General features: G+C 65.6%; 11 protein-coding genes. 9 read left to right on the top strand and 2 right to left on the bottom strand.

The window, feature by feature from the left end:
• Positions 1-74: 74 nt before the first annotated feature.
• From lepA to AC1AYN_RS08745, 4 genes are all read left to right on the top strand, one after another.
• On the top strand, positions 75-1,955 hold the full coding sequence (gene lepA, locus AC1AYN_RS08730; protein ID WP_476532947.1) for a translation elongation factor 4: 1,881 nt from the start codon (positions 75-77) through the stop codon (positions 1,953-1,955).
• Positions 1,955-3,193 carry a radical SAM family heme chaperone HemW gene (gene hemW / locus AC1AYN_RS08735; protein WP_476532948.1) on the top strand — a complete coding sequence of 413 codons (1,239 nt, stop codon included), beginning with the start codon at positions 1,955-1,957 and terminating at the stop codon, positions 3,191-3,193. Before lepA ends, hemW begins: the two co-directional genes overlap by 1 nt.
• A 32-nt stretch (positions 3,194-3,225) precedes the next feature.
• Positions 3,226-4,647: a DHA2 family efflux MFS transporter permease subunit gene (locus AC1AYN_RS08740; RefSeq protein ID WP_476532949.1), complete on the top strand. Its 1,422-nt coding sequence runs from the start codon at positions 3,226-3,228 to the stop codon at positions 4,645-4,647.
• A gap of 101 nt (positions 4,648-4,748) precedes the next feature.
• On the top strand, positions 4,749-5,072 hold the full coding sequence (locus tag AC1AYN_RS08745; RefSeq protein ID WP_476502398.1) for a hypothetical protein: 324 nt from the start codon (positions 4,749-4,751) through the stop codon (positions 5,070-5,072).
• Between the two features lie 43 nt (positions 5,073-5,115).
• Here the strand turns inward: AC1AYN_RS08745 and AC1AYN_RS08750 are convergent, their stop codons facing one another.
• A complete protein-coding gene (locus AC1AYN_RS08750) occupies positions 5,116-5,721 on the bottom strand; it encodes a TetR/AcrR family transcriptional regulator (protein WP_476532950.1) in 606 nt (201 codons plus the stop codon).
• A gap of 72 nt (positions 5,722-5,793) precedes the next feature.
• Between AC1AYN_RS08750 and AC1AYN_RS08755 the strand changes: the two genes are divergently transcribed.
• Positions 5,794-7,056, top strand: coding sequence for an NADH:flavin oxidoreductase/NADH oxidase family protein (locus tag AC1AYN_RS08755; RefSeq protein WP_476532951.1), 1,263 nt, complete (start codon positions 5,794-5,796; stop codon positions 7,054-7,056).
• Positions 7,057-7,131: 75 nt separating this feature from the next.
• On the opposite strand, the gene AC1AYN_RS08760 is transcribed toward AC1AYN_RS08755, so the two are convergent.
• Positions 7,132-7,746, bottom strand: a complete 615-nt coding sequence (locus AC1AYN_RS08760) for a TetR/AcrR family transcriptional regulator (RefSeq protein ID WP_476532952.1) — start codon at positions 7,744-7,746, stop codon at positions 7,132-7,134.
• 281 nt (positions 7,747-8,027) lie between these two features.
• Between AC1AYN_RS08760 and AC1AYN_RS08765 the strand changes: the two genes are divergently transcribed.
• From AC1AYN_RS08765 to AC1AYN_RS08780, 4 genes are all read left to right on the top strand, one after another.
• Positions 8,028-8,729, top strand: a complete 702-nt coding sequence (locus AC1AYN_RS08765) for an ABC transporter ATP-binding protein (RefSeq protein WP_476532953.1) — start codon at positions 8,028-8,030, stop codon at positions 8,727-8,729.
• Between the two features lie 2 nt (positions 8,730-8,731).
• Entirely contained in the window at positions 8,732-12,091 is a 3,360-nt protein-coding gene (locus AC1AYN_RS08770) for an ABC transporter permease (protein WP_476532954.1), read from the top strand.
• Between the two features lie 84 nt (positions 12,092-12,175).
• A complete protein-coding gene (locus AC1AYN_RS08775) occupies positions 12,176-13,756 on the top strand; it encodes an amidohydrolase family protein (protein ID WP_476532955.1) in 1,581 nt (526 codons plus the stop codon).
• Positions 13,757-13,938: 182 nt separating this feature from the next.
• Positions 13,939-14,976: a LacI family DNA-binding transcriptional regulator gene (locus AC1AYN_RS08780; protein WP_476532956.1), complete on the top strand. Its 1,038-nt coding sequence runs from the start codon at positions 13,939-13,941 to the stop codon at positions 14,974-14,976.
• Positions 14,977-15,155 lie beyond the last annotated feature (179 nt).

Genomic DNA, 15,155 nt, shown 5'->3' on the forward strand with positions numbered 1-15,155 from the left:
CGTCGGTTTGCGGGGTCTCTTATTTCGCGTACACTAATGTAGGTTTGACTACAGTCGATTAGGAGGCATGCTCAGTGGCCACCCAGCACAACCAGCCCGGTTCCACCGACCAGTCGTTGATCCGCAACTTCTGCATCATCGCGCACATCGATCACGGCAAGTCCACCGTGGCGGACCGCATCCTGCAGCTGAGCGGCATCGTGCCGGAACGCGAGATGCGCGACCGCTTCCTCGACCGCATGGACATCGAACAGGAGCGCGGCATCACCATCAAGTCGCAGGCCGTGCGCGTGCCGTGGACGTTCGACGGCACCGAATACACGCTGGGAATGATCGACACCCCCGGCCATGTGGACTTCACCTACGAGGTGTCGCGCGCGCTGGCCGCATGCGAGGGCGCGGTGCTGCTCGTCGACGCGACGCAGGGCATCGAGGCGCAGACGCTGTCGAACCTGTACATGGCCATCGACCACAATCTCACCATCATCCCGGTGCTCAACAAGATCGACCTGCCGAGCGCCGAACCGGACAAACACGCCGAGGAGATCGCCGGCCTGATCGGCTGCGAGCCGAGCGACGTGCTGCGTGTGTCCGGCAAGACCAGCGAAGGCGTCGCCGACCTGCTCGACCAGATCGTCATGGAGGTGCCGGCTCCGGAAGGCGACCCCGAGGTGCCGGCACGCGCCCTGATCTTCGATTCCGTGTACGACTCCTACCGCGGCATCGTCACCTACATCCGCATGGAGGACGGCGAACTGCACGACCGCGAGAAGGTGCACATGATGGGCATCGGTATGACGCACGATCCGATCGAGATCGGCGTGATCAGCCCGGACATGACCCGCACCAAGGCGCTCGGTGCCGGCGAGGTCGGCTACATCATCACCGGCGCGAAGGACGTGAGCCAGTCGAAGGTGGGCGACACCCTGACCTCCGCCGTGCGCCCCGCCACGGAGCCGCTGCCTGGCTACCGCGATCCGAAGCCGATGGTCTACTCCGGCCTGTTCCCGATCGACAACGCGCAGTTCCCCGAACTGCGCGAGGCGCTCGACAAGCTCAAGCTCAATGACGCCGCCCTCGTCTACACGCCGGAGACGTCCGTCGCGCTGGGCTTCGGATTCCGCTGCGGCTTCCTCGGCCTGCTGCACATGGAGATCGTCTCCGAGCGTCTCAGTCGTGAATTCGGACTCGACCTCATCCAGACCGCGCCGAACGTCACCTACGAGGTGACCAGCGAGGACGGATCCGAGCACCACGTCACCAATCCGAGCGAGTTCCCGGACGGCAAGATCAAGAAGATCGTCGAGCCGATGGTCGCGGCGGACATCATCACGCCGAAGGATTTCATCGGCGCGGTCATGGACCTGTGCCAGGACCATCGCGGCCAGATGGGCACGATGGAGTACATCTCCACCGACCGCGTGGAGATGCACTACCGCATTCCGCTGGCGGAGATCGTGTTCGACTTCTTCGACCAGCTGAAGTCCCGCACCAAGGGCTACGCCTCGCTCGACTACCATGAGGACGGCGAGCAGTCGGCCGACCTCGTCAAGGTGGACATCCTCATCCAGGGCGAGAAGGTGGACGCGTTCAGCGCCATCGTGCACCGCGACAAGGCGTACTCCTACGGCGTGATGATGACGAAGAAGCTGCGCGAGCTCATCCCGCGCCAGCAGTTCGAGATTCCGATCCAGGCGGCGATCGGCTCGCGCATCATCGCGCGTGAGAACATCCGCGCGCTCAGGAAGGACGTGCTCGCCAAGTGCTACGGCGGCGACATCACGCGTAAGCGCAAGCTCCTCGAGAAGCAGAAGGCCGGCAAGAAGCGCATGAAGATGCTCGGCCACGTCGAAGTGCCGCAGGAGGCGTTCATCGCCGCCCTGTCCACCGGCGAGGATGCGAACGACCGCGACACCAAGGACAAGATCCGCGCCGCCCAGAAGACCGAAGGCTGATGTTCGAGGTCTACGTCCACGTGCCGTTCTGCATGCGGCGCTGCGGGTACTGCGATTTCAACACGTACACCGCGCGCGACCTCGGAGCGGGGGCGTCGCGCGGCAACTATGCGAACATGGTCGTGCGCGAGATGGAGCTCACGCGTGAATGGCAGCTGGCGCACGGCATCGAGGAGCCTCCGGCCGACACCGTGTTCTTCGGCGGCGGCACGCCCACCATCCTCTCCGCGGACGACCTCGTGGCCATGCTGGACGCCGTCCGCCGCATCTGGGGCATCGCTCCCGGCGCGGAGATCACCACCGAAGCCAATCCGGACACGGTCAACGAGTACTACATCGACCGTGTCGCCGAAGGCGGGTTCACCCGCATCTCCTTCGGCATGCAGTCCGCCGTGCCGCACGTGCTGAAGACGCTCGACCGTACGCATACGCCCGAAAACGTGGCAGCCGGTGTGCACGCGGCGGACAAGGCCGGTCTGCGTTCCAGCGTCGACCTCATCTACGGCGCGCCGGGGGAGAGCCTCGATGATTGGCGCACGTCGGTGCGCACGGCCATCGATCTCGGCGTGAACCACATCTCCGCCTATGCGTTGACCGTGGAACCGACCACCAAGATGGGCCGTCGGATTGCCGCCGGCACCTTGCCCAAGCCGGACGACGACGACGAGGCCGCGAAATACGAGATCGCCGACGACCTGCTCACGGCCGCGGGCCTCGCATGGTACGAGGTGTCCAATTGGGCGAAACCCGGGTATGAGAGCCGGCACAACCTCGGCTATTGGCGCAACGTCGACTGGGCCGGCATCGGCCCCGGCGCGCATTCGCACTACGCCGCCGTCGCCTCCGGGGGCAACGCCGCGACGCACGCCCTGCGCGCGTGGGACATCGCCCACCCGCGCATGTGGGCCACAGCCATCAACGAGAGCCGCGTCCCGTGGGGAGGCAGCGAGGCGATTACGCCGGGCGAGAACCTCGAGGAGCTCATCATGCTCGGCCTGCGCATCCGCGAAGGTCTCGACCTGACCCGCATCAACCGGGCCATCGACTCCGCACGCGAGTCGGACGGCTCCACGTCCCTGCGACCCATCGACGCCGCGCAACTGCGGCCGATGGTCGAGGACGGCCTCATCGTCATCGAGACCGATGCGCAAGGCCGCACCCATGTCATCCCCACACGCAAGGGGCGTCTGCTCAACGACGCCGTCATCGAACGCGTCTTCGACCTCGCCGGCGTGTGAACCCCAGAAACGAAACCGTACGAAGCAGCACCATGTCCTATCTTGAACCCACCTCGTTGAGCGAGCGTCGCCGCGCGCTCATCTTCGTCAACATCATGCTTTCGTGCATCGCGACGACCATCATGGCCACGGCGCTCACCACGGCGCTGCCGCCCATCGTGCACGATCTGGGTATCGACATGCGGACCGGCCAGTGGCTCACCAGCGGCTACTCGCTCGCCATGGGCATCGTCATGCCGCTGACCGCGTTCCTCATCACGCGGTTCCCGACCAAGCCGCTCTACCTCGCCGGCGCCGCGCTGTTCATCGTCGGCTCGCTGGTCTGCGTTGCCCCGGTGCCGTTCGCCGCCATCATGGTCGGCCGCGTGATCCAGGCGTGCGGCAACGGACTGCTCATGTCGATGGCGCAGGTCGTGCTCATGACCATCTATCCGGACAGCCGCGGCACGGTCATGGGCTGGTACGGGCTCGCCGTCGGCGTCACGCCGGTGATCGCGCCCACATTGTCCGGTATGATGGTCGACGCGTTCGGCTGGCGTTCCATCTTCTACCTGGTGACCGGTGTGATGGCGGTGTCGCTGGCCGCCGCGTGCCTCGTGTTCGGCAACGTGCTCAACACGTCCGAACGGTCCTTCGACATGCTGTCGTTCGCGGTGAGCGTCGTCGCGTTCGGCGGCGTGACGCTCGGCATCGGCAACATCGGCTCCATGCCGTTCACGAGCATGACGGTGCTGCTCCCGTTGGCGGCGGGCGTCGCGGCGTCCGTATGGTTCGTGATGCTGCAGCTGAGGCACGAACGCCCGTTCCTCGACGTGCGCATCCTGCGTCGTCGCGGATTCGCGTTGAGCGTGGTCGGCAGCATGCTGCTGTACTTCGCGATGATGGGATCGTCGGTGATGCTGCCGCTCTACGTGCAGACCATCAAAGGCGGCTCCGCGTCGATGGCCGGTCTGGTGAGCCTGCCCGGCTCGCTCGCCATGGCCGTCATCAGCCCGATGGCAGGCCGTCTCTACGACCGGTTCGGCGTGAAGCGCCTGTTCCTCGTCGGCGGCGTCTGCCTGACCGCCAGCAACCTGTGCATGGGACTGCTGCCGTTGTCCGCGTCGATCTGGGTGGCCGCCACGATCAACGTGGCGCGCTCGCTGGCGATCGGCTGCCTGATGATGCCGCTGGTCACCTGGGGCACGAGCGCGGCGGGCGAGGGGCGTCTCGCCGACGCGAACGCGCTGCTCACCGCGCTGCGCACCATCGCCGGGGCGATCGGCCAGGCCGTGTTCGTCGGGATGATGACCGCGCTGGCGGCGTCCGCGCACGCCGGCGGCATGGGCATGGCCGCCGCCGACATGCATGGCCTGAACCTGACGTATCTGGCCATGGGCGCATGCGCCGTCCCGCTGATCGTCATCCCGCTCGTGTTCCTGCGCGGCGAAGGCGCGGGCCGTCGCAGGGGCTGACGGTCCGGTGCGGCAGGGATAATCGAAGGAACGCCGGAGACGTCGCGGCGTCCGCGTCCGCTGACGGATCCGGAGCGCCCGGAGCATAGGGGGAGGGGCCGATGATCATCGCCGGATTGTTCATAGTGCTGATCGCGCTGTATATCGTCATGCTCGCCGTCATGGCCGTCGAGCTGGCCATCCTGGGCGTGGGAGCGGCTCTGGCCGTCGGAGCGGGCGTATGCCTCGGCATCGCCTTCCTGCTCGCCGTCGAGGGGGCGGCGCTGCTGGCGTGGAGGGCTTGGCGCGTGTACCGCCGCAAGCCCGTGCCGTCATGGTGCAAGGGCGTCGGCATCGGAACCGCGGTGGTCGGCGGCGTGTGGTTCGTCATCTCCTGTGCCCTGCTGATCGCGCTGGCGGCGCAGATGGTCGGCCTGTTCGTCTGAGATGCGGAGTGCTCCCGCCCGGTGATTCACGGTGGGCCTTCGCCTATCCCCGCTCCACGCCGGCGAGCAGCGTATGCGTATAGGTGTGCAGCTGCTCGCGGGTGAGCGTGTGCCCGCGCAGATACGCCCAGTCGAGGACGAGCATCACGGTGTTCGCGTAATGGTCGGCGATCAGATCGGCCGGCAGGTCGAAGCGGTCACGGTCGACGCAGGTGCTCATGATCTCATGCGACTTCCGCTCGATGAACATGCGCAGACTGGAGAACAGCGGCCCCTCGGGCGGATTGTGCTCCAGCACCGCGCGCAGCAGGTCCGCGTTGGACTCCAGCAGGTCGGCCATCGCGTCGAGCGCCGTATCCACCCGATGTTCCGGTTCCGATGACGCGAGATCGGAGAGATTCGCCTGATCGGACAACGCCGTCCAGCAGTAGTCGAGCAGGTCGTCGCGGTCCTCGAAATAGTTGTAGAACGTGGCGCGCGGATAGCCGGCCCGTTCGCACAGCGCGTTGACGCTGATGCCGGTGAACGGCTTCTCGGCGAGCAGGGCGGTCATCGCGTCGAAGAACGCGTCGAGCGTGCGCTGCGTGCCGCGCGTGAGTTTGGCGTTGAGATCCTTCTTCATGATCGTCCAGCATAGCCCATCGTCCATGATTTTGCATGTGTCCAACTTTATGATAAGTTGGACAACTGTACAAACATGGACGTATGGAAAGCTGGAATCATGACGAACGACAAGACCGCGACGCCGATCGCCGAACCGTTGACCCTGCCCTGCGGCGTGAGAGTGAAGAACCGGTTCTACAAATCCGCGATGAACGAGGCGCTCGCCGGCCGCGACTGCGAGCCGGCCGAAGCCCATGTGCGCCTCTACCGCACATGGGCGAGGGGAGGGGCCGGCGTGCTCGTCACCGGCAACGTGATGGTCGACCGCACGCAGCTCGGCGAACCCGGCAACGTGGCCGTCGAGGACGAACGCGACCTGAACATGCTGCGCCGGTGGGCCGCCGCCGGCACCGGGCATGGCGCGCACTGCTGGATGCAGATCAACCACCCGGGACGACAGTCGCCCATCACCATCAACCCGCATCCGCTCGCCCCGAGCGCCGGCGGCGTCGACGGCGAATACGGCAGGTTCTTCGCCGAACCGACCGAACTCACCCACGGGCAGATCCGCGACATCGTCCGCCGGTTCGCCGCCACGGCGCGCATCGCGAAGAAGGCGGGCTTCACCGGCGTGGAGATCCACGCGGCGCACGGCTACCTCATCAACCAGTTCCTCTCGCCGCTCGACAACCGGCGCGCCGACGAATACGGCGGAAGCCTCGAAAACCGTGCCCGATTCCTGTTCGACGTGTTCGACGCGGTGCGCGAGGCGGTGGGCCCCGATTTCCCCGTGGCGGTCAAGCTCAATGCGCAGGACGGCGTGCCGGGCGGCTTCAGCGAGGAGGAATCCATCTGGGTCATGAAGCAGCTCGAAGTCCGCGGCGTCGATCTCATCGACATCTCCGGCGGCACCTACGCCAAACCGGTCATCCAGACCAGCGGCGGCGCTGCGGAGGACCGCCGTCGCGGCGTCTACTTCACCGATTTCGCGCGCCGCATCAAAGGCGAACTGACCGTGCCGGTCGCCCTGACCGGCGGCTTCCGCAACGCGCGCGACATGGAACGCGCGCTGGACGAAGGCATCACGCAGATGATCGGCATCGCCCGCCCTCTGGCGCTCGTGCCCGACCTGCCGAACCGCATCATCCGCGACCGGTGGGACGGCTCCGTCGACCTGCCGCGTGTGACGACCGGCATCACGACGCTCGACAAGGCGTTCGGCGGCATCCTCGTCATCAGCTGGTTCGAACTGCAGATGAACCGCATCGCGCGGGGCGAACGCCCCGACCTGCGCATCGGCGGCCTCAGGGCGCTCATGTTCGCCATCAAGCGGCACGGCCCCGCCGCCCTCACCCCGCGCCGACGCAAAGGGCGGCAGTGATGACCGTGTCCGGCCCGCCGGTGACGTGTTCCCGCACGGTTGCGGCGATGGCCCAGCGCCCGATGGGCCATCGCGTCACCACAGCACGTCGATGGGGGCGGTGGTCTTGTTCTTCTCGATGATGTGGCAGATCTCCTCGGGCGTCTCCCGGCATCCTCGGCGGATCCACAGCCAGATGATCGAGGAGACCGCGGAGACGAGGATCTCCATCGCATAGTCCGCCGGGATGCCGTTGTAGGCCGACTGCGGGTCGGCACCGAGCCGTTGCGCCTGCGTGACGATCAGCTGCTTCAGCACCTTCTTCAGCTTGTCGTAGAGCTGCATGTCGTTGCCGGAACGGGAGATCGCGTTGAAGAACGCATAGTCGTCGCGCACGTAGCGCAACGCGGCGGAGATCGATTCGGCCTGGAACGCGTCGCAGATCGCCCGCCCGGTGGTGTCGGACACGGTGCGGGCGTCGGAGTCGGCGTTGTCGATGAGGATGGTCGTCAGATCGGCGATCGTGTCGTCGATGAGCTGCTGGCGCAGATCGAACTTGTCGAGATAGTGCATGTAGAACGTGCCGCGGTTGATGCCGGCCGTGCGGGCGATGTCGCTCACCGTCATCGCGTCGAATCCCTTCGACTGCACAAGCGTGGTGAACGCGGCCTTGATCTTCGCCTCCGTCTTCGTGTGGCGTTTGCCTGCCATGATCCTCCCGTCTTCGTCGAACCTGACACCCGATTCTATCAACATGTTGTCGATATAGGGTGGTGAATCACCAATTTCCTCCGATGTGTCCAATCTGAACGCAATCGGGGAAACCGTTCATTGACCGCCGTTCCCATGCGTCCCTACCATCGTGACAACACAATCAACACGTTGTTCATTCATGGTACGCAGGCGGCGACCTGCGACTACCCCTCAGTCGGCTTCACCGACAGCTCCCCTGACAGGGGGAGCCGAGGAAACACAGGGAAAGGAAGACCGTCATGGCATATATCGAGATGGTGCACAGCTTCAAGCGGTACCACATGGGAGACACCACGATCACGGCCAACAACGACGTGAGCTTCGGCATCGAGCAAGGCGAGCTCGCCATCATCCTCGGCGCGTCCGGCGCCGGCAAATCGACGGTGCTCAACATCCTCGGCGGCATGGACACCAATTCCGAAGGCCAGGTGATCATCGACGGCAAGGACATCTCGAACTACACCGCGCGGCAGCTCACCGACTACCGCCGCTACGACATCGGCTTCGTGTTCCAGTTCTACAACCTCGTCGCCAACCTCACCGCGCGCGAGAACGTGGAACTCGCTTCCGAGATCGTGCGCGACGCGCAGGACCCGGTGCAGGTGCTCGTCGAGGTCGGCCTCGAACACCGCATCGACAACTTCCCGGCGCAGCTCTCCGGCGGCGAACAGCAGCGCGTCGCCATCGCCCGCGCCGTCGCCAAGAACCCGAAGATCCTCCTATGCGACGAACCCACCGGCGCGCTCGACTACAACACCGGCAAACAGGTCCTGAGGATCCTGCAGGACCAGAGCCGCGAGAAAGGCGCCACCGTCGTCATCGTCACCCACAACTCGGCCATCGCGCCGATCGCCGACCGCGTCATCCACATGCACGACGCCCGCGTCAAATCCATCGAGACCAACGCGCATCCGATGGACATCGAGGATCTGGAGTGGTGAGCATGGCGTACCGTTCCCGCACACACCGCAAGGGCCGCGCGAAACATCCGCGCAAACGGATGCTGTGGAAGGACATCCGCATCACCCTGCGCAAATCCAAAGGCCGGTTCCTCTCCATCGTGAGCCTCATGGTCCTCGGTTCGTTCGCGCTCGTCGGACTGTTCGTCACCGGACCCGACATGCGCATCACCGGCACCGACTTCTACGACCGCCACGACCTCGCCGACGTCACCGTCATCAGCGACTACGGGCTGAGCCGCGACGACGAGAGGATCATCCGCACGACCGACGGCGTCGCACAAGCCGAATTCGGCTACTTCAAGGACGTCGTCATCCGGAACTCGAACCACAGCCTGCGCGTCTATTCGAAACCCGACACGGTCTCCACCTACGAGGTGATCGAAGGCCGCCTGCCCGAACACGCGGACGAGATCGCGCTCGACCGGGCGGAACGCGACACATACGCGGTCGGCAGCACCATCACACTCACCGAACGCCCTGACATCGCCGGCGACACCGTGCTCACGCGCGACAGCTTCACCGTCGTCGGATTCGTTGACGCCAGCGACACCGTCTCCAACCTCAACATGGGCCAATCCACCGCCGGAACGGGCGAACTCGACGGCTACGCGGTCGTCACCAAAACCGTGTTCGACTCCGACGTGACGATGATCGGACGCATCACCTTCCGCGACACCCGCGACATCGGCTACTGGACCGCCGACTACCGCGACCGGGTGAACGCGCACAAGACCGCACTGACCAAGCGGCTCGCCAACCAGCCAGACGCGCGCGCCGCCTCCATCCGCGAAAACCGACGCGCGCAGATCGACAAGGCGCAGCGCAAGGTCGACGACGCCAAGCAACAGCTCGCCGATACGCAGCGACAACTCGACGACGCGAAAACCCAGATCGAAGACGGCAAGGACCAACTCGCCGACGGCACCATCCAGGCCACCGACCAGGCATCCGCGGCCGTGGCGGAACTCGCCGGAGCGACCGCGCAGATCGCCTCCGCCGACTCCCAGCTCGACGCCGCGCAGACCGCGCTCGCCGCCGGCGCGCAACGGCTCGGCCAAGGCCAAGGCGAACTCGACGAATCATGGACCGAACTCGTCCAAGCGAACAGCCAACTCGACCAGGCACGCACCCAGCTCGACGCCGCCAAAACCGTGCTCGACAAGATCGGCGCGCTCCTCGCGCAATGGGAGTCAAGCGGCCTGACCGGCGGCGCGTACGACAGCGCCGAAGCGCAATACGGCAAGGCGCTCGCCGCCTACAACGACGCCGCAGCGCAGTACAACACGAAACTCGCCGCCTACAATGACGCGCTCGCACAATGGAACGACGGGGCGTCGCAGCTCGAACAAGGCTCGCAGGCATACCAGAGCAACGCCGCAGCCATCGCCGACGCGCGAAACCAGCTCGCCGACAAGCAAAGCGAACTCGGCACGGTCGTCTCCACGTTGGCCGACAGCGGCTCCGATGGGGCAGAGACGGGATCCGGCGTCTCCCAGCTCGTCGAGGGCCAACGGCGGATCGAGAAGGCGCAGGATGAGTACGACGCGAGACTCGCCGAATTCAACGCCGCCAAACCCGCGGCCGAGAAGAAGATCGAGAAAGCCGAACACGACATCGCGCTCGCCCGCGAGAAGGTGGACACGCTCGAAGTACCCGCCTACTCGATCGACGGGCGGCGCGAGGGACTGACCTCCGAGGGCTACCGCGTGTACGAGATCATCGCGAACATCGTGGAGAAACTCGCCATGATCTTCCCCGTGTTCCTCTACCTCGTGGCCGCGCTCGTCACCTTCACCACGATGGGCCGCATGGTCGACGAGGAACGCGTCAACTCCGGCACGCTCAAAGCCCTCGGCTACGGGAACGCGGACATCCTCGGGAAATTCGTGTTCTACGGGTTCACCGCCTCCACGATCGGCACCGTCATCGGCGTGACCGCCGGACATACGCTGTTGCCGCTGATCGTCTACCACGCCTACGACAGCGGCTTCACGATGCCTCGCATCCGACTGGCGTTCCACCCCCTCGTCACCGTGGCGGCGTTCCTGCTCGCATGGGCGAGCGCCATCGTGCCCGCGATGCTCGCCACGGCCCGCGAGCTGCGCGACAAGCCGGCGGCCCTGCTGCTGCCCAAACCTCCAGCGAAAGGTTCGAAGATACTCCTCGAACGCGTGGGATTCATCTGGGGCAGGCTCAACTTCACGCGCAAGGTCACCGCGCGCAACCTGTTCCGCTACAAGTCGCGCGGGCTGATGACCATCCTCGGCGTGGCCGGCGCGGTCTCGCTGCTCACCGCCGGACTCGGCGTGCAGGCGTCCATCGGCCAGATCGGCGAACGGCAGTTCGACGAGCTCATCCACTACGACCTCATCGTGGCCGAACGCGCCGACGACAACCAGCAGGAACGCAAGGCCGTGGCCGACGCGATGCGTCGTGACGCCGTGGAATCCTCCACCCCGATCAGATACGAGGAACTCACCAAAACGGCGAGCGAGGAGCACGACAAGCAGACCATCACACTGCTCGTCACCGACGACGCCTACAACTTCGGCGACTACCTCACCCTGCGTTCGCGCATCGGGCACAAGCCCCAGGTGCTCACCGACCGCGGGGCGGTGATCTCCGAACGCATGGCGGACATGCTGGGCGCGGACGTGGGGGACACGATCACCGTCACCGACGCCGAAGGCGTGGACCGTCAGGTGCGCGTGGACGGCGTCAGCGAGATGTACATCGGGCATTTCATGGTGATGACCTCCGGCGGATACGGCCGCACGTTCCACAAGACCTACCGGTCGAACGCCTACATGGTCCGGCTCAAGGACGGCGGCATCGGCAATGCCGGGCGTCAGGGCGCCTCGTTCATGAACGTGGACGGCGTCAGGGGAGTGGTGCAGAACACCACGATGAAGAACCAGGTGGCCACGATCGTCGACTCGCTCGACCAGATCATGGAGGTGCTGATTCTCGTGGCGGGGCTCCTCGCCGTGGTGATCCTCTACAACCTCACCAACCTCAACGTGTCCGAACGCATACGCGAGCTGTCCACCATCAAAGTGCTCGGCTTCCACACCAACGAGACCACGATGTACATCTACCGGGAGACCATCCTGCTCTCCGCGATCGGCATCCTCGCCGGATACGGAATCGGCGCCGGCCTCCACCGGTACATCATCACCGAGGTGCCTCCGGACGAGGTCATGTTCGACCCCGCGCTCGGATGGGCGGCGTTCGCCGCGCCCTTGGTCCTCATCGCCCTCGTCCTCGCCGCGCTCGGGCTGGTCGTCTACCGCAGGCTGCGCGACGTGGACATGCTCGCCGCCCTCAAGTCGGTGGAATGAACGGGGCCGGACGATTATGCCGAACCAACGCGCGATCAACGTGCGATCAACCACGTCGGAACGAATCACACATCGGAATGAATCATGAGATACACCCACAAGATAGATTTCCAATCGCATTACCTGCCGCCGGCGTACCTGGATTTCCTCAAACGACATCACCCCGGGGACCCGGACGGTTACCCGACGCCGGACTACTGGAACATGGACTGGCAGCGCGACAAGATGGGATTGTTGGGCGTCTCCTACGCACACCTGATGCTCTCCTCACCGAACATCTGGATGCCGGACGCCTCCGAATGCCTCGGCCTGGCACGGCGCATCAACGATCAGGGTGCCGCGACGGCGGCCTCCGATCCCTCGCGTTTCGGCCTGATCGCCACGTTGCCGCTGCCCTACGAGCGTGAATCCGTGGCCGAGGCGAGGCGTGCGATGGACGAGCTGCACGCGGACGGCATCGGATTGACCACCAACCACCACGGATGCTATCTGGGCGATTCCCGTCTCGACCCGCTGATGCGCGAACTCGACGCGCGCGGAGCTCTGGCGATCATCCATCCCACGGCGCCGGCCGCACACGTGCCCGGCGCATGCGAGGGGCTGTCCCTGCCCGCGTTCGAATACTTCGTGGAGACCACGCGCGCGTTCGCCAACATGGTGATGAACGACACGTTCGTCAGATTCCCGGACATCACATGGGTGCTGCCGCACGCCGGCGCGTTCACGTCGATCCTCGCCGACAGGTTCGAAAGCTTCGCGTTGATCCTGCGCATGAACGACCCCGACCGCCGCGCCGACTTCAAGGAGGCCATGGCCCACGTGTACTTCGACGTGGCGGGATTCAGCGAGCCCAAACAGCTCGCCGACCTGCTGCTTGACGTGCCCGAATCGCACCTGCTCTACGGATCGGACACGCCCTATACGCCGATCGAGGCGTGCCTCGGACAGGCGCGCGCGTTGGAGGAGACCGACAAGCTCACCGACACGCAGAAGAGGACGCTCTTCACTGGCAACGCGCTCGCCGTCAACCCGCGGTTGGCCTCGATCCCGACCCTTGCCGAAGCCGCTCGCGAACCGTCGCCGGCCGCCCGGGACAAGATCCGCGTCCGATCGATCGCGGCGGCCGGCGATGCCCCGCGTCCGCGCCCCGGCCGTCGCCATTGGATGGAGCGTCTCCGCCATCGGCTGTTCTCCGAACGTCACGTGGCGTTGCCGGTCCCGGTGCCGCCGAAGGCCGCGCAACTGGCCGTGAGACATACCGTCGCCGAGGAGAGGGCGTTGCGGTTCGATCTCGACGCCTCGGACGATCCGAAGCTCGCGGACCGGTACGTCGTGTATGTCGCATCGCCCGTCGGCGAGATCGTCATTCCGGTGATCGTTGTGTTCGATGACGCCGGCAGGACGACGTTCCACGGCAAGGCGAAGGTCATGGGCCTCGTCGCCGCATATCATGACGGACGCCGCGTGGCCCGGGATACGGGGACGGAAGACGCGGAATACGCCTTCGACATCCGTGTGCGGCTGCCCTTCGGCCCGCTGGACGTGCATCTCGACGTGACGATGGACGAAGGTTCCGGCAAGGTGCGCGGCGTCGCGACGGCTCCCCACCGCAGACCCATGAGGCTCACCGGGAACCGGATTGCGGCGATTCCTCCGGCATCGTGATCTCCATCGCTCCCGCATGGACCCGCCGGAGGCATGCGGCCCCGTTGCCGGTCCATGAGGTCCCGGGTCTTTCGGGTCTTTCACCGCGCCACCCTTGTCCTGCTTGGCCTCTTATATATAACTGCGTTTTGATATGTCGACATCGGCCGGATGGCCGTGCAGAGGGAGATCGGGAGGGACGCATGGCGAGAAGCACGGGACATTCCCGTCCGGTGATCAAGGACGTCGCCAAACTCGCCGGCGTCTCCGCGCCCACCGTCTCCCGCTACCTCAACGGCACGGTGAAGGTCTCCGAGGAGAAGCGCGCGCGCATCGCCAAGGCCATCGAGGAGCTCGGCTACGAGCCGAGCGTCGTCGCACGCGCCCTGTCCAACCGGGAGATGGACACGGTGGTCGTGTTCGCCGCCAACCCGGAGGCCTTCTCCACGTCCGAGACCAATCACGGCGTCGAGAAGGCGGCGCGCGCATGCCGGTTCCTCATGAACATCGTCTCCCTGGACGAATCCGACATGGACTCCGTCGAGGCGCGCGTCAGGATGGGCCTGTCCGTGCGTCCCGCCGGCGCCATCGTCTACCAGTACGACCGCGCCGGCATCAAGGCGCTCGACTACCTGCCGAAGGACCTGCCGCTGGTTGTCGTCGGCGGCGGATTCGGCGATGCCGACCGGCAGATCGTCAACGCGGAACGCGAGGCCGGACGATGGATGACCATGCACCTGCTCGACCTGGGGCACGAGACCGTCTTCCACGTGACCCGTCCGAAAGGCCCCACCGACAACACGCGCACCGACGGTTGGCGCGACGCGCTCGAGGAACGCGGTGCCGCAATCCACGAGCCGATCGTCGTCTCCCGTGATCTGGAGGAGGCCGCCGTGGCCGGCCGCGCGCTGGGGGAGCGCGACGACGTGACCGCCGTCTTCGCCGGCGACGACGAGACCGCCATCGCCGTGATCCGCGGATTGAAGGAGAAGGAGCGCCAGGTGCCGGACGACGTGAGCGTCGTCGGATTCGACGACCGCAACTTCGCCGCCATGTGGTCGCCCGCGCTGACCAGCTACGGCCAGAACTATCTCGAGATGGGGCGGCGCGCCTTCCGCATGCTCTACGAGCAGGTGAAGGCGCGACGTGACGGCGTGGAACCGCCGCCCGCCCGCGTCGACGTGGTCGAAGGCCAGCCCGCGCTCCGCGACTCCGAGACCGAATACGTTCCCTGGCGTTGACACGCCGTCAAGCGTCGCGGCGGGCCGCGCCGCGGAAACGGTTAAAATTGGGTATTGACTTTTTCAGCAACTCGGTATATGGACAGCGAAACGCGGAGGACATAGTGCGACGCTACGCTGTCAACAGCAACTGACCCAAGTGGCGCGTTTCCGCGCGCCCGCAACCAATTGAGGTGATT

This window comes from Bifidobacterium sp. LH_413 (assembly GCF_056357015.1).